Genomic DNA, 18,283 nt, shown 5'->3' with positions numbered 1-18,283 from the left:
CAGCTTGACCCTAGCTGAACAAATTTATGAAGCTTTAATTTATATGTATGCCCTGAGCCTACTGTTCTATTTCTCGGACTGCATTCGACGCAATGCGGGGGCGAAGCGGACAGGCACAGGGTTTCTTGTTGTTGTGTGGGCGCTTCAGGTGTTCCATGTCATTTTACGCATGCTAACCGAAGGTCATTTTCCGATTTATACCACGTTTGATTTTTTGTTTATCTTTTCATTTAGTATTGTGTTGATGTCTCTAGTAATGACTCGAATTCAGCGTTCCGAATTTGTCATTTTATTGCTGAACGTGGTTGGTTTCTCCGTTACGGTGTTGAATCGATTGTGGTTTACAGCAGGTGAGATATCTCTGCATAACTGGCAGACTGTGCATGGATTGCTTATTATGCATATTACGTTGGCCAATCTTGGTTTTGCGGCTCTGACGGTGGGTGCTGTATTTGCCTTGTTATATCTGTTTTTGCACCGTAAGCTGAAGAATAAGAAATGGAATGATACCGTACGTCGTCTGCCGAGTCTCGAAGTGATCGGCAAATATATGGATGGTGCTACATTGATAGGCACACCTCTTCTCGGTGTTTCTATCATGCTCGCGGTATTGTCCATTGTGGCCGAAACGCGTTGGAGCCTGCTCTTGGATCTCAAGGTTATTGCAACAGGACTAGCCATAGCAATCTATGTGGGATACTTCGTCTTTAAGAGAAGAAAACAGTTTTCCACAGTCATTATGGCGAGATGGACGCTGATCGGATACGGCTTTGTCATTATCAGTTTTTTATCCAATGCGTACTCAGCGTTTCATCGTTGGACGGGAGAGTGAAGGGATGGAGCGGTACACGCCAATATTTATGGATATATCAGGGAAATCCTGCTTCGTGGTTGGAGGCGGACGTGTCGCTGAACGTAAAATAAAAGGTTTGCTTCATGCAGAAGCGCAAATCAAGGTGATTAGTCCGGAAGTTACGCCAACGTTACAACAATTGCATCATGATTCCCGAATTCAATGGCTGGCCCGGTCCTACCGCAATGGAGATTTGCGGGGGGCCTTTCTCGTATATGCAGCAACCGACCATAGTGAAGTGAACACAGCTGTTGTCCAAGAAGCTGAAGAAGCGGGTATACTGGTTAATGACGCCATATCTTCTGAGCGAAGCACCTTTATTACACCAAGTGTGGTCCGGCGTGGAAGACTGAGCATTGCGATATCGACAGCTGGAGCAGGACCTGTGGCCGCAGCAGAGATTCGTGACACCTTGGAGCAGCAATTCGGAGATGAGTACGAGACATATATTGAATTTTTGTATCAGATGAGGATGGAAGTAAAGGCACGTGTATCTTCTTCAGGTGTCAGAGCTAAATTACTTCGTCGTTTAACCGAAATGAATGTGCTGGAAAAGATCCGTACAGGTCAGTTTGAGTGGTGGACCGAAGAACAAATTGGGGACTGGATATCCCATAATCAGGAGGACGTGTAGACATGCGGACAATTAAAGTGGGAAGCAGACAAAGCGCACTTGCTTTGACCCAGACAGGCCATGTAATTCAAGATTTACGTGATATTTGTGAACGGGAAGGGTTAGCTTTTGATTTTGAAGTACATAAAATCGTTACAAAAGGAGATTTGATTCTCGACGTAACCTTGTCAAAAGTTGGAGGCAAAGGACTATTTGTCAAAGAGATTGAACAGGCGATGATGGATCGCACGATTGATATGGCTGTTCATAGCATGAAGGATATGCCTTCCGAGCTGCCACAAGGGTTGACGAACGGTGCAGTTCCGCGCCGTGCGGATCCTCGTGATGCACTGATTTCAAATGGTGGACTCACTTTGGATCAATTGCCGGAAGGGGCAAGAGTGGGGACGAGCAGTCTGCGTCGATCCAGTCAACTGAAAGCATACCGTCCGGATTTGCAACTTGAATCGCTTCGTGGCAATATTGATTCCCGCCTGCGCAAGCTGGAGACAGAAGGTTTGGACGCTATTATTTTGGCTGCCGCTGGGTTGTATCGAATGGGCTGGCAAGATCGAATTACGGAGTATCTGTCAGAGGAAGCTTGTCTTCCCGCAGTAGGTCAGGGTGCGCTCGGCATTGAATGCCGTGAAGATGATGCTGAATTGCTCCATCTGTTGCAGTTGTATAACGATCCGGAAACCGCATTTCCTGTGTTGGCTGAACGTCGCTTCCTTAGTGTATTGAATGGGGGCTGTCAGGTTCCGATTGGAGCTCATGCCGTATGGGTTCCACAGCAAGATGCAGATTCCCCGAATGGACAAAACACGTTACAATTAACAGGTATGGTTGGTACGCCGGACGGCGGACTGATTCTTAAAGAAGCGATGACGGGCAAAGATCCGGTTCGTCTTGGAGAAGAAGTGGCTTGGAGATTGATTGAACGGGGAGCAGAGCAGATACTGGCAGAAGTTAGGGGATGAAGTCATGGTGGGGAAGGTCTTTTTGGTTGGTGCAGGTCCAGGTGACGCCAAGCTGATTACGGTAAAAGGCTGGGAAACGATCGGTCGGGCGGATGCTGTTGTTTACGATCGCTTGGCAAGTCCAAGATTACTCAAACAAATGAAGCCCGGCGCGGTTAAGATTTATGTGGGTAAACGGCCGGATCGACATACGATGAAGCAGGAAGAAATCAACCAGCTGTTGGTTGATCTCGCACTGGAAGGCAAGATTGTGGTCCGACTTAAAGGGGGAGACCCGACGATATTCGGACGCGTAGGGGAAGAGGCTGATCTGCTGCGCAAAAACGGCGTTCCTTTTGAAATCGTACCTGGTGTAACCTCAGCAATAAGTGTACCTGCTTACGCTGGAATACCTGTGACCCACCGCGACTATGCTTCCTCTATTTCTATCATTACGGGGCATGAGAGTCCGGACAAGCTTGACCGCAGTATTCATTGGGATAAAGTGACGAATGCTACAGGCACACTGGTATTTATGATGGGCGTCTCCAAAATCGGATATATCAGCGAACAGTTGATTCGTCACGGACGCCCTGCGCAAACACCAGTGGCATTGATTCGCTGGGGCACAAGGGCAGAGCAGGATACGATCACAGGTACGCTTGAAGATATCGAAGCAAAAGTCATCGCTGCGAATTTTCAACCACCCGCTGTCATTGTTGTTGGTGAGGTGGTAAACCAGCGCGAACAGTTGAAATGGGCGGAAGCACTGCCGCTGTTTGGCAAACGCATTTTGGTGACGCGAGCACGCAGTCAGGCTAGTGAATTGGTCAACCGAATCGAGGAACTTGGCGGTGAACCTTACGAATTTCCGGTAATTGAGACCGTGATGCCATCAGGGGAGTCGGCACAGGAAAGTGTCAAACAGGCTTTTGGTGCGTTAAATACGTTTGACTGGGTATTTTTCACGAGCGTAAACGGAGTGGAATTCTTTTTCCGTCATTTGCAGCAGCAAGGTAAGGATATTCGCGCCATTCATCAAGCGAGAGTTGCAGCGGTAGGACCTTCCACTGGGGAAGCTTTGCGTAAGTATGGCATTGTAGCGGAGGTCATTCAGGGGCCATTTCAGGCCGAAGGTATGCTGGAAGCTTTTGAAAGTGAACTGAAGCAAGGGCAGAGGGTTCTTTTACCTCATGGAGATCTTGCGCGCTCCTGGTTGCCTGAACAGTTGAGGGAGCGGGGACTTCTGGTTACCGAGGCCATTATCTATGACACCATTCTGGCTGGCGAGGATGACGATGAACTGCTGAAGCTGCTTGAAGAGGGCGGGATTCATGCGATGACCTTCACAAGTTCGTCCACCGTCACCAATTTCATGAGCATTCTGAAACGAATGGGATTGCAGGATCCCTTACCTTTATTGGAAAATGTAGAGGTTGCATGTATCGGGCCTGTTACAGCGAAGACGGCAGAAGCAGCAGGCTTGAAGGTCACCATGATGGCCGAAGAAGCAACCATTGAGAGTCTGATTTCTGTGTTGTCTGAGTGGAAACGAAAGCCTGTTACAGAAGCTGTATTTCCCCGTTAAACATATAAATTGAACCGCAATCGATAGATGAAGCGTGCTGAATTCGTTACGATACCGGCGCGCTTCGCTTTTTGCTCCACATCACGATTCAGGGAGGTTTCACACGTATGAGTTTTCCAATTGTACGGCATCGCCGTTTACGTCAATCCACAGGTATTCGCAATATGGTGAGAGAGACCCATTTGACTGTGGATGATTTTATCCAACCTATCTATGTTACTTATGGTGAAAATGTAAAATCCGAAATCAAATCCATGCCGGGCGTATTCCGCTTCTCGCTGGATCGTCTGCAGGAAGAAGTGAAGGAGATTGCCGATCTGGGTATTCCGGCTGTACTCTTATTCGGTATTCCGGAAACCAAAGACAGTGTTGGTTCGTCTGGATTCGCTGAAGATGGCATTGTACAGGAAGCAACGAAGCTGATTAAGTCCTGGTACCCTGAGCTGCTGGTTGTTGCTGATACCTGTCTGTGCGAATTTACTGATCATGGTCATTGTGGTATGGTGCACACCGTGGAAGTGGATGGTCACATTTGCGGAGATGTTCTCAATGACGAATCACTGGAGCTGCTCGTGAAAACAGCGGTATCCCAGGCGAAAGCTGGAGCAGACATTATCGCACCATCCAACATGATGGATGGATTTGTCCAAGCGATCCGTGCGGGACTGGATGAGAATGGTTTTAGTCACATTCCGATCATGTCCTACTCCGTAAAATATGCTTCGGCATTCTACGGTCCATTCCGCGAAGCTGCGGATTCCACGCCACAATTCGGAGATCGCAAGTCGTATCAAATGGACCCGGCGAACGCTCGTGAAGCATTGCGTGAAGCCGAAACTGATGTGCTTGAAGGAGCAGACATGTTGATGGTGAAACCTTCACTGTCCTATCTGGATGTCATGCGTACGATCAAGGACCAATTTGATCTTCCACTGGTTGCTTACAATGTAAGTGGAGAGTATGCCATGGTGAAGGCAGCGGCGATTCAAGGCTGGATTGATGAGAAGAAAGTGGCTATGGAAATTTTGCTGAGTATGAAACGTGCGGGTGCAGATATGATTATTACGTACTACGGAAAAGACGCTTCACGTTGGTTGGCCGAAAAATAATAGCTTGCTCCCATAACAGCCAGGATGAACAAAACGGATTAACATTTATCAAAATTATATAAAAAGGCCTCTTCCTAAGGTGTGGAGGGGCCTCATCACTAAGGAGGATGTTCATGACTGCACAACAAGGAACTCGTCGCAATGATGAGCGCTCACGCAGCGCATTTGAAGAAGCCAAACAGTACATACCTGGGGGTGTGAACAGCCCCGTTCGAGCGTTCAAATCGGTAGGGCTTACCCCGATCTATGCAGAGCGTGGCGAAGGATCGAAAATCTATGATATTGATGGCAATGTTTTTATTGATTATGTGGGATCCTGGGGTCCGCTCATTATGGGACATGCGCATCCTGACGTTGTAGAAGCTTTGCGTGAGACAGCTCTTAAAGGAACAAGTTTTGGTGCACCAACACTGCTGGAGACCGAGATGGCTAAACTCGTCTGTGAGCGTGTGCCTTCGATCGATATCGTACGAATGGTGAATTCCGGTACGGAAGCAACCATGAGTGCGATTCGACTGGCACGTGGTGTAACCGGACGCAGTAAAATTTTGAAGTTTGAAGGATCATACCATGGGCATGCTGATAGCTTGCTGATCAAAGCAGGATCTGGTGTAGCAACACTGGGTCTGCCTGACAGCCCTGGTGTTCCTGAAGGTGTGGCTATAAATACGATTACGGTTCCATACAATGATCTGGAGTCCGTGAAACTTGCTTTTGAACGTTATGGTGAAGAATTGGCCGCCGTTATAGTGGAACCTGTTGCAGGTAATATGGGAGTTGTACCACCCGTTTCAGGTTTCCTTGAAGGCCTGCGCAGTCTGACGTCTCAATATGGCAGTCTGCTCATTTTTGACGAAGTTATGACCGGTTTCCGTGTAGGCTTGAACTGTGCACAGGGACGATATGGCGTTACACCTGACCTGACTTGTCTGGGTAAAGTCATCGGTGGCGGGCTTCCGGTGGGTGCTTATGGCGGCAGACGTGATCTGATGGAACAGATTGCTCCGACCGGACCGATCTATCAGGCAGGTACACTGAGCGGTAATCCGCTCGCTATGGCAGCAGGTTATACGACACTCAAATTGTTGACACCGGAGGTCTATGATCGTCTGGAGACGCTGTCTGCACGTTTGCAGGCTGGGTTTGAGAAGAATGCAGCAGAGACAGGTGTAGCCATAACGATTAACCGTGTTGGTTCGATGGTCTGTCCATTTTTCAGTGCTGTTCCGGTTACGAATTATGATATCGCCAAAGAAAGCAATCTGGATCAATTCCGTCGTTACTTTGCGGCCATGATTGATCAGGGTGTGAGTGTTGCGCCTTCCCAATACGAAGGTATGTTTATCTCTGGCGTGCATACGGAGCAGGATATTGACGATACAATTGAGGCGAACCGTAAGGCTCTTCAATCATTATGACCATTAAAAGTTGGAAACGCCGTGGGGAATGGCTTGAGCTGATGCCAGGCAAAGCAGTGACAAGCAGTTCAGACAGACAAACGGCTGCAGAACAATGGCTCTTGTCTGAGCTTCAGTTACCAGAGAAGATGTTGCGTCAGCTAAAGACGAACCAGGGCATACAACTGGCAGGGGACCGGCTTCGGCTGGCCCTTTTTGCGTCTCAGCCGATTGATGTAGAACCGCGCTGGGCGGATATCGATGTTCTGTATGAGGATGACTTCTGTCTGGTCGTGCACAAACCGGCCGGAATGAAGCTTCATCCTGATGGAAGCCGGGCGGATCAAGCGATTACGCTGGATCACGCGGTTGCCTCCTATTACGAAATGAATGGGATTCAGGCGAATGTACGTCATGTTCACCGTCTGGACGAGGATACAACTGGGCCTGTTTTATATGCCAAAAATGCTTTTGCTCTCGCCAAACTGGATGAAGCCATGCGTCGTAAAGACATTGGACGCCATTACGTCGCCATTGCAGGCGGTCAGATATCCACGGAGCTGAATACGATTGATGCTCCGATTGGGAAGGACAGGCATCATAAGCAGCGCAGACGTGTCTCTGAAGGTGGGCAGGACGCTGTAACTCACGTGAAGATCGTGGAGGTTTGGGATAGGGCGACCCTTGTCCGGCTGACACTGGATACAGGGCGCACACACCAGATTCGGTTGCATTTAAGTTATGTGGGGCATCCCCTCATCGGAGATGAGTTATATGGAGGCAGAAGGGATTCTATTGGTCGGCAGGCGCTTCATGGTGAGACTCTGAGTTTTAGTCATCCGCTGACAGGAGCGCGAATTAAAGTGGCTGATCCTTGGCCGCAGGATTTCGAACAACTGGCAGGGCGGGAAGGCAAGGACCAATAAACTGGGAAGGTTTGCACAAAAGGTGGCATGCTCATCTCATTCAAGGCATATAGATGGGGTAACGAAGGATTTGGACCATGGATCAGTCCCATGAGAAGGATCATGGTGAACATATGCCGAAAGGAGGACGCCACCTTTGTTGAATCAACCTTATGGTTTGCGGTTCGATATTTATGAGCGCGTTCATTTGTCAGAGGGAGTCCCTGCAATTGAGGAACTGGAGGAAATTGAGTTATACCCCCGCATTCAGGTGATAGGTCAGGATGATCATGCAACATTGCGAGGCCATCTTTTACTCACAGGTGCGTATCGGGGAGAGAACGAGATCTCGGAGGAACTCAAACATTTTATCCCGGTGGAGATCACAGTACCCCTGAACCGGGTAAGATCACTTGAAGATATTTCCATTGAGATTGAAAATTTTGATGTCGATTTGTTATCCGACCGAAGTTTGAACATTACAGGCGTATTGTCTCTTCGCGGTATCGAGGGCTTTCCGGTGGAGGAACCGCAAGTCTGGTCAGCAGATGAGTTTACCGTTGTCCATTCGCCCGACCCTCAGCAGGGCGACCGTTCTGTTGAAACAGAACAGACAGGCAGCCGTCCTAATGTATTTGCTCAGGAGTATTTGCTTCAACGGAGCGAAGAGGAGTTGCAGCAGGAACATTTATTTCAAGCTTCTTCCGAACAGTTTCAATCCTGGCAGCAAGGGGATGGAAACGCCGATCCAAGTAAAATATTACCTGAAAACGAAGCGTCCTCGTCCTTGAGGGATAAGGAAGATGAAGCGCAAGCAGCTGAATTGTCCGATACGCCTTCTCCCGTTTCGTCTTTTTTGGCGGAGACTGCTGACAGATTGGCTTCTTACCCTGAATCCGAGCCTTTGCTTCCTCTGGCTGAAGAGTCGTCTGTTTGGTCCGAGCCTTCCGTCGAGACCTTACATACGAATTTAAGGAACTCGGAACAAGCTGGTTCCAAACCGGACGCGCGGCCTTTGGATGAACAGGCAGCACCGGATGTATGGCATTTTGAATCTGCCCGATCTGAACCAAAGCCAGAGGAGCAGGCAGTTGCAGATGTTCCGACAGGTTCGCAGTCAGAGAACTGGCAGGATGTCTTCGCAGCGTCTGAACCGGAAATTTCAGAGGAAGACAGACCTCCTCTTGAAGCGTTGGATACGAATGAGTTCGCTGAAAAAGAAGCATTTATCCCTGAACCTGTGGCTGAGACGGAAGACAAGCCGGAGCTCAAGGTTGCTTTTGGCAGCAAGAGAGAAACTGCACCCAAACAGGAAGAGGGCGTAGGTATTTCCTCATTGTTATCCTCCGGCAGAGTTACACGGGAGGCGGAGGCAGAACGAGAGCAAGAGGCACTTGCTGGGGTCCAGCAGGAAGAAACATACCAGCCTGATGATGTCGAGTGGAAGAACCTGTTTCTCGGCACCATTGTCGATCAGACCCCGTTCCGTAAAGTAAAGTTATGCATTGTACAGCGTGAAGAGACGCTCGATACCATTGCAGACCGATATCAGTTAAGTACTCGAGAGCTCCAGTTGTATAACCGATTATCTGAACAGGTTGTGGAAGAAGGACAGATTCTATATATCCCTTAACCTGTAGGCAGGTTTAATGACCATTTCGACCCGTGATCCCTTGAGGATGGCGGGTTTTTGCTTTGTCTGCCCTTAACCTGCATTGCAGCGCGCTTTTTCCGCTGTTGTCAGGTTGACTATCGGGCACGGGCAGGGTATGATGTGTTTAGGTTTTTTGAAGAACAACGTGGATCGGGAGTAGTAGACAGTATGACCTTTCAGAGAGCGGGATTGTAGCGCTGGGAAATTCCGTAGGAACCAACTGATCGAAGTCGCCCGGGAGTTGCCTGTTTGAATACAAGGGATGAGTAACTTTAGTATCATTCATACCTGAGGTAGGATGGGCCGGTCGCAGCCGTTATCTGCTTGAAGTGTCACGTAAGTACAGAAGGGGTAGTCTGTCTTTCTATCTGCGTGAAACAAAGGTGGTACCGCGAAAGCTAACCTTTCGTCCTTTGATGGATGAAAGGTTTTTTTGTTTTTTGGCGATGATGAATAAGTAACGGAGGAATGACACATGTCTGAACAAAAAAATTCAGCTGCAACAGAAATGCCAACCACATATGATCCGAAAGCTGCGGAACAAAAATGGTATTCCACTTGGATGGAAAATGGATATTTTAAGGCTGGCCAGCGTAAAGATGCTGAACCTTATACGATTGTAATCCCACCCCCGAACGTAACCGGAATGCTCCATATCGGGCATGCGCTCGATTTCACACTGCAAGACATTCTGATTCGTACTAAGCGGATGCAGGGCTATGATGCACTGTGGCTGCCAGGTTCTGACCATGCGGGGATTGCTACCCAAACCAAAGTGGAGCAGAAATTGCGTGAAGAAGGTCAGACTCGTTATGATCTGGGACGCGAAAAGTTTTTGGAGAAGGTGTGGGACTGGAAAGAGCAATATGCAACAACCATTCGTCAGCAATGGGGCAAAATGGGCTTGTCGCTCGATTACTCGCGTGAACGTTTTACACTGGACGAAGGTCTATCCCAGGCTGTACGTAAAGTGTTTGTTCAACTGTATGAAAAAGGCCTCATTTATCGAGGCAAACGAATCATTAACTGGGACCCGGTGAACCGGACTGCACTGTCCGACATTGAGGTTGAATATAAAGAAGTTCAGGGTCACTTGTACCATCTGCGTTATCCGCTCAAAGACGGAAGTGGGTATGTTACAGTAGCGACAACTCGCCCGGAAACGATGCTGGGAGATACGGCAGTTGCTGTTCATCCGAAGGATGAGCGTTACGCGGATATGATCGGCAAGGTGCTTGTTCTGCCTATCATCGGACGCGAAATTCCGGTTATTGCAGATGAGTACGTAGATAAAGATTTCGGAAGTGGGGCCGTGAAAATTACGCCTGCTCATGATCCGAATGACTTCGAAGTAGGTCTTCGTCATGATCTGCCACAGATTACGGTGATGGATGAGACGGGTACGATGAATGCCGAAGCAGGCAAATATCAGGGACTGGATCGCAGCGACTGCCGTAAGCAGATTGTTGCCGACCTGCAAGAACAGGGCGTATTGATCAACATCGAGGATCATACGCATCAGGTTGGACACAGCGAACGGACAGGAGCTGTCGTTGAGCCGTATTTGTCGACACAGTGGTTTGTTGAGATGAAGCCGCTCGCGGAAAAAGCGATTGAGAAGCAACAAAGCGGTGAAGGAGTTCGTTTTGTTCCGGACCGTTTTGAGAGAACGTATCTGAACTGGATCGAGAATGTTCGTGACTGGTGTATCTCTCGTCAATTGTGGTGGGGTCATCGCATTCCTGCCTGGTATGACGAGGAGACTGGAGAAGTTATTGTATCTGCTGAAGATCCGACAACATTGCCAGAATACGCTGGACGCAAGCTGAGACAGGATGAAGACGTTCTGGATACATGGTTCAGCTCCGCATTATGGCCGTTCTCTACATTAGGCTGGCCGGAAGACACGGAAGATCTGAAACGTTATTACCCGACAAGTGTACTCGTAACAGGGTATGACATTATTTATTTCTGGGTGGCACGCATGATCTTTACCGCTCTGGAGTTCACGGAAGAGGTTCCGTTCAAGGATGTGCTGATGCATGGTCTTGTTCGTGATGCAGACGGACGCAAGATGTCCAAATCGCTCGGCAATGGTGTTGATCCGTTGGATGTGATTGAGAAATATGGTGCGGATGCAATGCGTTACATGATCTCCACTAGCAGCACTCCAGGACAGGATCTCCGTTTCCGTTGGGAGCGGGTTGAACAGGCTCGTAACTTTGCGAATAAAATCTGGAATGCATCACGCTTCGCCCTGATGAATCTGGAAGGCTTCACCTATGAAGATCGTGATATTAGTGGAGACCTCGGAACAGCGGATTATTGGATTTTGCACCGCCTGAACGAAACTTCTCGTGATATTACGCGTCTAATCGAAGCATATGAATTTGGAGAAACAGGCCGTTTGCTGTATAACTTTATTTGGGATGACCTGTGTGACTGGTATATTGAATTTGCGAAGTTGTCCTTCTACGGGGAAGATCCGGTTGCCAAGAAGAAAACACAATCGGTGCTTGCTTATGTGCTGGATCAGACTATGCGCCTGATTCATCCGTTCATGCCGTACATTTCTGAAGAGATCTGGCAGCATCTGCCGCATGAAGGCGAGACGATTACGTTGGCTTCCTGGCCGGTGTATGACCCTGCATTGGAAAATCCAGAAGCGGTTGCTGAGATGAACCTGCTTATGGATACCATTCGTGCAGTGCGAAACATCCGTGCAGAAGTAAATGTACCAATGAGCAAGAAAATTGAATTGATGGTAAAAGCGAACAACGCAGAGACATCCAGCATCATTGAACGCAACAGCCATTACATCAAACGTTTCTGTAATACGTCCGAGTTCGACAGCGGCCTGGATCTGAGCTCACCGGATAAAGCGATGACTGCTGTCATTACTGGGGCTGAGCTGTATTTGCCGCTGGCGGGTCTTATTGATATTGATCAGGAAGTGGCTCGTCTGGAGAAAGAGTTGCAGAACCTTGAGGGCGAAGTACTCCGTGTGGAGAAAAAGTTGGCGAACGAAGGCTTTGTTGCCAAGGCTCCTGCCAAGGTTATCGAGGAAGAGCGCGCCAAGCAAGCGGATTATTCCGATAAACGGGATAAGGTGATTGCACGAATCAAGGAACTGAAAGGTTAATATATTCGGGTCGGATGGAGTGCTTATGCGCCATCCGGCCGCTTTTTTCAACCAAACTCAAACCGAAGGTGAATCATATGACGGAACTTAACGGGACAGAAATAGCATCTCCTTTACTTACTTATGACGAGGCCGTGAACTGGATCAATGGCCTTATTCCTTTTGGCATCCGACCTGGATTGGAACGAATCGAGGGATTGATGTCATTGCTGGGCAATCCTCACCAGCGTCTCAAATTTATTCATGTCGCGGGAACGAACGGCAAAGGTTCGACTTGCGCTTTTTTGACGTCAGTGCTTCTTCAGGCGGGATATGATGTTGGAACGTTTACGTCCCCTTATATCACCAAATTCACAAACCGTTTTCAGTACAACGGTGAGGATATCCCGGAAGAAACGTTGCTCAAACTTTCAAACCGCCTGTATCCATTGGTTCAAGAGATGGCTTCAACTCCCCTTGGATCACCTACTATGTTTGAGGTATCTACAGCACTCGCCCTTCTGTATTATGCGGAAGAGTGCTACCCGGACATTGTGGTATGGGAGACAGGGCTCGGGGGAAGGATGGACGTAACGAATATTGTTACACCCGTGGTATCGGTCATTACCAATATCGGTATGGACCATACGGATGTACTGGGAGATACGATTGAGGCGATTGCTGGAGAGAAGGCAGGCATTATTAAAGCGGGGGTACCCGTTGTTACCTGTGCCACGCAGCCAGAGGCTGTGAAGGTGATCCAGGAGACAGCAGAGCGGTTGCGTTCAACCGTGTATCTGGCGGGAGATCGTTTCTCCTATCATAGACTGGACAGTGATGAGAACGGACAATCTTTTCATTTTACAGGACCGTTCCGTGATCTGGACGCTCGTATTCGCATGCAGGGCGCACATCAATGCGATAATGCAGCGGGTGCACTTATGGTACTGGAGTTGCTTCGCCAATACATGGCATTTATGCTGGATGATGAAGATATTGCACTTGGACTGGAACATGCCTTCTGGGCAGGACGGTTCGAGAAAGTGGTTGATCAGCCCCGCATTGTTCTGGATGGTGCGCATAATCCGGAGGGGGCTGAATCGCTGGCCAAGAGCATTATCGACGTATATCCTCACAACAAGTTAATTTTGATGATGGGCATGCTGGCGAATAAGCATCACGAAGCGTATTTGCAGCATATACTGCCACTAGTGGATACGCTGATCCTGACCGAGCCAGATTTCCGACGCAAAATGGATGCAGCCGAATTGCTGCAGATCGTGGAACGGGTACGTCCCGCCATTGCGAAACCGGAGCTGGAAATCATCGTCGAGCCCGAATGGGCAAAGGCACTTGATCTATTGAAGTCACGGACGGAAGCGGAAGATCTGGGGGTGGTGTCCGGCACATTGTACCTGATTGCAGATGTGCGGGCAGCCCTTTTGCATCAAACCGATTCTGAAAAAGGTTGGTGAAAGTTTTGTTAAATACATCGGAACACGTTCATTTTATAGGGATTGGCGGATATGGCATGAGTGCCATCGCGAGAGTTATGCTTGAGATGGGATACACCGTTACCGGATCGGATGTCGCTTCACAGGAGTTGACCGAGAAGCTGGCAGCCAAGGGAGCGAAAATATATATCGGACATACGGCAGAGCATGTAAATGGGGCAGACCTGGTTGTCTACTCTACGGCAGCTCCTGCTGATAATGTGGAACGGGTGGCAGCTGAAAAGCTGAACATTCCAATTTTGCACCGCGCACAGATGCTCGCGCGTTTGCTGAATGAGCGTAAAGGTGTGGCTGTAGCCGGAGCTCATGGCAAAACAACCACGTCATCCATGATTGCACTCGTTATGGATAAATGTGATACAGACCCGACGTACATCATTGGCGGGGAAATCATGAACGTGGGTACCAACGCGAAGGCAGGCCAAGGCGACTGGGTTGTTGCCGAGGCAGACGAGAGCGACGGTTCATTTTTGCAGTACCACCCTTGGCTCGGTATTGTAACGAATATTGAAGCAGATCATCTTGAGAACTACAACAGTGATTTTGAGGAACTCAAAAAGGCTTATGTGCAGTTCCTGAGTCAGATTCGTCCAGAAGGCACGGCCATTGTGTGTGCTGACGACGAGAATGTTCAAGCCATTTTGCCTGAGTTAAAATCACGGGTAACCACATACGGAATTGATTATGCTGCTGAGTATACAGCAACAGATATCGTGCTTGGCGACCGCCGAATTTCCTTCACGATGAGCCATCAGGGCACTGTGTTGGGTACGGTGGAGTTGTCAGTTCCAGGTAAACATAACGTTTATAATGCGATGGCTACGGTTATTACCTGTCTGGAAGCAGGTATTCCCTTTGAGAAAATTACGGCTGCCATTATCCAGTTCCATGGAGCGAAACGTAGATTCCAGGTGCTGGGTGAAGCGCGTGATATGTTGATTATCGATGACTATGCTCATCACCCGACTGAAATTGAGGCTACAATCAGTGCGGCCAAAGCAACGGGGAAACGTATCATTGCGGTATTCCAGCCACAGCGCTACACACGTACGTTCTTCCTGCTTGATGCGTTTAGTCGTGCCTTTGCAGAAGCGGATGAGGTTCTCATTACCGACATCTATTCCCCTGCAGGCGAAAAACAGATTGAAGGTGTTCACTCGGCTAGACTGGTTGAACTCATCGTTCAAAACAGCAATGCTTCTGCGCGTTATCTTCCGACAAAGGAAGAAGTTGTTGCAGATTTACAGAACCGTCTTCAGCCAGGCGATCTTGTGCTCACGATGGGTGCAGGTGATATCTGGAAAGTTGGCGATACACTTGCAAAAGGGTTGAAATAATTACAATCGTAAAACCGTCTGACTTCATTGCGAAGCAGGCGGTTTTTTGCATGAATGGAATGTTTCAGATTCTATCCGCATATAGCTGTTATAAATGGGACAAAGGAGAGGGTACGGGGTGAGCAATGCTAGAATGACGTTTCGCTTTGGGGATAACGAGTCGGACAAGCCTGAAAACAAGGGGATACCCACATCCAGCACATTTGCAGCTTTGAGTGAAGAAATTCCGCACAGTCCAACGCCAACACCAACACCAACGCTGCTGAATACAACGCCTTCATGGACACCAGAGGATATTCCCGGTGACTGGGGAGAGACGATGCTAACAGGCTCCACTGTACCTGAACCTTACCAAAGAACGGACAAGGATTCGAAACTCGATGAGCCTGGATACAGTTATAATCATGTTACTGCGTATCCGGGAGATGAGGACGAGAACAGATCGGACGAGAATTATGGAGGTCACGATTGGCTTGCAGATAGTGAAAACTACTCTTATAAGCGAAATCGCCCCCCAAAGGGCTGGAAAATGATTGGTTCAGTAACGGGTGCGCTTGTAACCGGGGCCCTCTTCGGTATGGTTATTCTTTCTTTTTTCAATCGGGAAGGGGCTGTAGATCCTGGGAGCAAGATTCCCGCCAATCAGGCGGTATCGGCCGTGACAGGTCAAGAGGGAGTGGCGGGTTCGGAACAGCAGCTCCAGGCAACAACTACAGGCGGCAGCTATTATGCACTGCAATATGGTGTATTCAGTTCTCCTGAACGTGCTGAACAGGCGAAGGTGGAGCTGTCCCAGGCAGGCATTGCGGCAGGCTCCGATCCAGAGGATGGTAATCGGGTATATGCAGGCATTTCGGCTGACCGTGAGGAGGCAAAGCTGCTCAGCTCAAGGCTTAAGGCCGAAGGTGTGGAGCTGTACGTTAAGGAAATTGTCAATCCTGAAGTGAACCCGGCAGTATTTGGCGGAAAAGCAGAAGATGTGCAGCATTTCTTCGCAAGCGGATCGGCTTTAGTTGAACAACTGTCTACCCTCTCAATCCAGCAACTTGGTCAGTCTGTTCCTGAAGCCGTATCTACCGAAACGATGACTTCATTACAGAACCAGCATCAGCTCTGGCTGACCGGTTTGAATAGTATTGCACCAGGTCTGAGTGCAGATGTACAACCCTATGTATCGGCGATGGAAAAATCGATGGCCAGTGCGGTAACGGCAATTGCCGAATACAACAAAAATCCGGCCAATGTGCATATGTGGTCTGTACAGTCCGATCTGATGGAATATGTATTACAGCAAAAAAAATGGCTTGAAGCAATAAAACAATAATTAACTCTTTCCCATAACACAGCCTTGAAATACCTATCCGGCAAAGAACTGGAAATAGTTCCCCTTGCCGGATTTGTGTTTGTATTGACGTACAAAACCCCGTATAATAATGTGGGTGTCAAAAAATGGCGAGGGAAGATCACCGATGAAAAAAAACTTCGGCATGTTATTGCTGTTTCTGCTGCTCGGCTGGCTGGCCGGTGCGTGGATCGCCAAGGCACTGCAGCCTGTAAAGGCCGTTGCCTTTCTAACGAAAGCCACGACCATTCGTTGGTCGCCGCAGGCTGATCTGGATATTATCAGTTATGATATTTCACTTCAATTTCAAATGAGCCTCCTGAGTCTGATCGGTATTATTGCTGCTGTATGGCTGTATCGCAGGTTATAGGAGTATGACGAATTTTGACGAAGAAACTAAAAAAAAATGATATCTACTAGCGTGATCCGACAGGATGTCGCCGTAGCATAAGGGGCCGGTTTTTTTGGGTAAAACACAACAGCGTCGCATTATTCTGGCTTCCACTTCGCCGCGGCGTAAAGAACTGATCGCATCACTCCATCTAGCTTTTGAAGTAATACCAAGTCATGCCGATGAAGATACACCGCCGGAATGGACTCCTGAACAGACGGTACAGGAGCTTGCGATGCGGAAGGCGCTTGCCGTTTATCGCGGGCTGGAAGGCCGTGAACAGGATGCTGTTATTGTTGGTAGTGACACTGTTGTCGTTCTGGACGGTGATATTCTTGGTAAACCCGTAGACGAAGCGGACGCTGAACGAATGTTATCTCGTCTACAGGGGCGTGTACACCGTGTTTTCACGGGAGTAGCTTGTATCGATGTAAGTAATGGACAATCCATGGTTCAGTATAGGCAGACAGATGTAACAATGAAGGAACTGTCTGAAGCTACGATTCGTGCGTATGTTCAGACTGGAGAGCCTTCGGACAAGGCAGGATCATATGCCATTCAGGGCATTGGTGCTTCATTGATAGAACGTGTTGAAGGATGTTATTTCAATGTGGTAGGCCTACCGTTGTCTTTGCTTAGCGATATGCTGGATGGATTCGGCATACATGTACTGCCACGTACATGAAATTCCGCAATTGACGATCTGAAAAGAGGGAACATATGGAGTCGCCTCAATATATGATGCGCGACATCCCCCAGGAAGAACGCCCGAGAGAACGCATGATGGAATACGGGGCGGGCGCCTTAAGCCATGCTGAATTGCTGGCGATCTTACTTCGAACAGGTACTAGACAGGAATCCGCAGTGCATATGGCACAACGGATTCTGACCGAAGCGGGTGGAATTCGCTCGTTGATGGATTTGAGCCTGGAAGAACTGACTGCGATGAAGGGAATCGGCATGGCCAAGGCTGTACAGCTGAAAGCCAGCATTGAGCTTGGTCATCGGATTGCGAAGAGCAGACTTACACAGTCAACTTCAATTCGTACCCCTCGTGATGCGGCCGACCTCCTTACCGAACAATTGCGTTACTTGCAGAAAGAACACTTTGTGTGTCTTTTCCTGAATAGCAAAAACCACATTATTGCCCAGGAAACACTCTCCATGGGTAGCCTTAACGCTTCGATTGTACATCCGCGTGAAGTGTTCCGGGCTGCCATCAAATGCAGCAGCGCCTCTATTGTGTGCGCACACAACCATCCCAGTGGTGATCCTACGCCTAGTCCAGAGGACATCCAAATAACCAAAAGACTGATCGAAGCCGGCGCAATTGTAGGCATAGACGTGCTGGATCACATTATTATCGGAGATGGAACGTACGTAAGTTTGAAGGAGAAGGGCTTAGTATAATATAATGGTTGGCGTTGATGTTTTCCTATGAATGTTGACGGCGTTGTCCGTAGAAGATAGGTTCACTTTACTTTGCAAAACAAATGCAAC

The 18,283-nt window shown here is 48.6% G+C and carries 15 protein-coding genes and 1 other annotated feature; all 15 genes read left to right on the top strand.

The window, feature by feature from the left end; genetic code table 11:
- The first annotated feature begins 4 nt into the window (after positions 1-4).
- A complete protein-coding gene (gene ccsA, locus DC345_RS27575) occupies positions 5-832 on the top strand; it encodes a cytochrome c biogenesis protein CcsA (protein WP_376040466.1) in 828 nt (275 codons plus the stop codon).
- A gap of 28 nt (positions 833-860) precedes the next feature.
- Positions 861-1,487 (top strand): precorrin-2 dehydrogenase/sirohydrochlorin ferrochelatase family protein, encoded by a 627-nt coding sequence (locus DC345_RS27570; protein WP_258530842.1) that lies wholly within the window; start codon positions 861-863, stop codon positions 1,485-1,487.
- A 2-nt stretch (positions 1,488-1,489) separates the two neighbouring features.
- Positions 1,490-2,446 carry a hydroxymethylbilane synthase gene (hemC, locus tag DC345_RS27565; RefSeq protein ID WP_113055876.1) on the top strand — a complete coding sequence of 319 codons (957 nt, stop codon included), beginning with the start codon at positions 1,490-1,492 and terminating at the stop codon, positions 2,444-2,446.
- 4 nt (positions 2,447-2,450) lie between these two features.
- Positions 2,451-4,013, top strand: coding sequence for a uroporphyrinogen-III C-methyltransferase (gene cobA, locus DC345_RS27560; RefSeq protein WP_113055875.1), 1,563 nt, complete (start codon positions 2,451-2,453; stop codon positions 4,011-4,013).
- 107 nt (positions 4,014-4,120) lie between these two features.
- Positions 4,121-5,122, top strand: a complete 1,002-nt coding sequence (gene hemB / locus DC345_RS27555) for a porphobilinogen synthase (protein WP_079696601.1) — start codon at positions 4,121-4,123, stop codon at positions 5,120-5,122.
- A 113-nt stretch (positions 5,123-5,235) separates the two neighbouring features.
- On the top strand, positions 5,236-6,540 hold the full coding sequence (hemL, locus tag DC345_RS27550) for a glutamate-1-semialdehyde 2,1-aminomutase (RefSeq protein WP_113055874.1): 1,305 nt from the start codon (positions 5,236-5,238) through the stop codon (positions 6,538-6,540).
- On the top strand, positions 6,537-7,445 hold the full coding sequence (locus DC345_RS27545) for an RluA family pseudouridine synthase (protein ID WP_113055873.1): 909 nt from the start codon (positions 6,537-6,539) through the stop codon (positions 7,443-7,445). The genes hemL and DC345_RS27545 overlap by 4 nt, the downstream gene beginning before the upstream one ends.
- 136 nt (positions 7,446-7,581) lie before the next feature.
- Positions 7,582-9,057, top strand: coding sequence for a LysM peptidoglycan-binding domain-containing protein (locus DC345_RS27540; RefSeq protein WP_113055872.1), 1,476 nt, complete (start codon positions 7,582-7,584; stop codon positions 9,055-9,057).
- Between the two features lie 158 nt (positions 9,058-9,215).
- Positions 9,216-9,495, top strand: a binding site (T-box leader).
- 58 nt (positions 9,496-9,553) lie between these two features.
- On the top strand, positions 9,554-12,220 hold the full coding sequence (locus tag DC345_RS27535; RefSeq protein WP_113055871.1) for a valine--tRNA ligase: 2,667 nt from the start codon (positions 9,554-9,556) through the stop codon (positions 12,218-12,220).
- 77 nt (positions 12,221-12,297) lie between these two features.
- A complete protein-coding gene (locus DC345_RS27530) occupies positions 12,298-13,674 on the top strand; it encodes a bifunctional folylpolyglutamate synthase/dihydrofolate synthase (protein ID WP_113055870.1) in 1,377 nt (458 codons plus the stop codon).
- Positions 13,675-13,730: 56 nt separating this feature from the next.
- Complete coding sequence (murC, locus tag DC345_RS27525; protein WP_258530904.1) at positions 13,731-15,050, top strand: UDP-N-acetylmuramate--L-alanine ligase; 1,320 nt, start codon at positions 13,731-13,733, stop codon at positions 15,048-15,050.
- A gap of 118 nt (positions 15,051-15,168) precedes the next feature.
- Positions 15,169-16,374: an SPOR domain-containing protein gene (locus tag DC345_RS27520; RefSeq protein ID WP_181586751.1), complete on the top strand. Its 1,206-nt coding sequence runs from the start codon at positions 15,169-15,171 to the stop codon at positions 16,372-16,374.
- A 145-nt stretch (positions 16,375-16,519) separates the two neighbouring features.
- Positions 16,520-16,762: a DUF4321 domain-containing protein gene (locus DC345_RS27515; RefSeq protein ID WP_024633972.1), complete on the top strand. Its 243-nt coding sequence runs from the start codon at positions 16,520-16,522 to the stop codon at positions 16,760-16,762.
- 94 nt (positions 16,763-16,856) lie between these two features.
- Positions 16,857-17,468 (top strand): Maf family protein, encoded by a 612-nt coding sequence (locus DC345_RS27510; protein WP_113055867.1) that lies wholly within the window; start codon positions 16,857-16,859, stop codon positions 17,466-17,468.
- A gap of 35 nt (positions 17,469-17,503) precedes the next feature.
- Positions 17,504-18,193 carry a RadC family protein gene (gene radC, locus DC345_RS27505; protein ID WP_113055866.1) on the top strand — a complete coding sequence of 230 codons (690 nt, stop codon included), beginning with the start codon at positions 17,504-17,506 and terminating at the stop codon, positions 18,191-18,193.
- Positions 18,194-18,283: the final 90 nt, after the last annotated feature.

Origin of the sequence: Paenibacillus taichungensis, from assembly GCF_003287275.1 — a bacterium.
Taxonomy (GTDB): Bacteria; Bacillota; Bacilli; order Paenibacillales; family Paenibacillaceae; genus Paenibacillus; species Paenibacillus taichungensis_A.
Note: the sequence above shows the minus strand (reverse complement) of the source record. Positions and strands in the feature narration are given on the sequence as shown.

Bases quoted from the DNA above. Each gene is read 5' to 3' on its own strand.
- DC345_RS27570 (WP_258530842.1), top strand. From the start codon at position 861: ATGGATATATCAGGGAAATCCTGCTTCGTGGTTGGAGGCGGACGTGTC.
- hemC (WP_113055876.1), top strand. From the start codon at position 1,490: ATGCGGACAATTAAAGTGGGAAGCAGACAAAGCGCACTTGCTTTGACC.
- cobA (WP_113055875.1), top strand. From the start codon at position 2,451: ATGGTGGGGAAGGTCTTTTTGGTTGGTGCAGGTCCAGGTGACGCCAAG.
- hemB (WP_079696601.1), top strand. From the start codon at position 4,121: ATGAGTTTTCCAATTGTACGGCATCGCCGTTTACGTCAATCCACAGGT.
- hemL (WP_113055874.1), top strand. From the start codon at position 5,236: ATGACTGCACAACAAGGAACTCGTCGCAATGATGAGCGCTCACGCAGC.
- DC345_RS27545 (WP_113055873.1), top strand. From the start codon at position 6,537: ATGACCATTAAAAGTTGGAAACGCCGTGGGGAATGGCTTGAGCTGATG.
- DC345_RS27535 (WP_113055871.1), top strand. From the start codon at position 9,554: ATGTCTGAACAAAAAAATTCAGCTGCAACAGAAATGCCAACCACATAT.
- DC345_RS27530 (WP_113055870.1), top strand. From the start codon at position 12,298: ATGACGGAACTTAACGGGACAGAAATAGCATCTCCTTTACTTACTTAT.
- murC (WP_258530904.1), top strand. From the start codon at position 13,731: ATGAGTGCCATCGCGAGAGTTATGCTTGAGATGGGATACACCGTTACC.
- DC345_RS27515 (WP_024633972.1), top strand. From the start codon at position 16,520: ATGAAAAAAAACTTCGGCATGTTATTGCTGTTTCTGCTGCTCGGCTGG.
- radC (WP_113055866.1), top strand. From the start codon at position 17,504: ATGGAGTCGCCTCAATATATGATGCGCGACATCCCCCAGGAAGAACGC.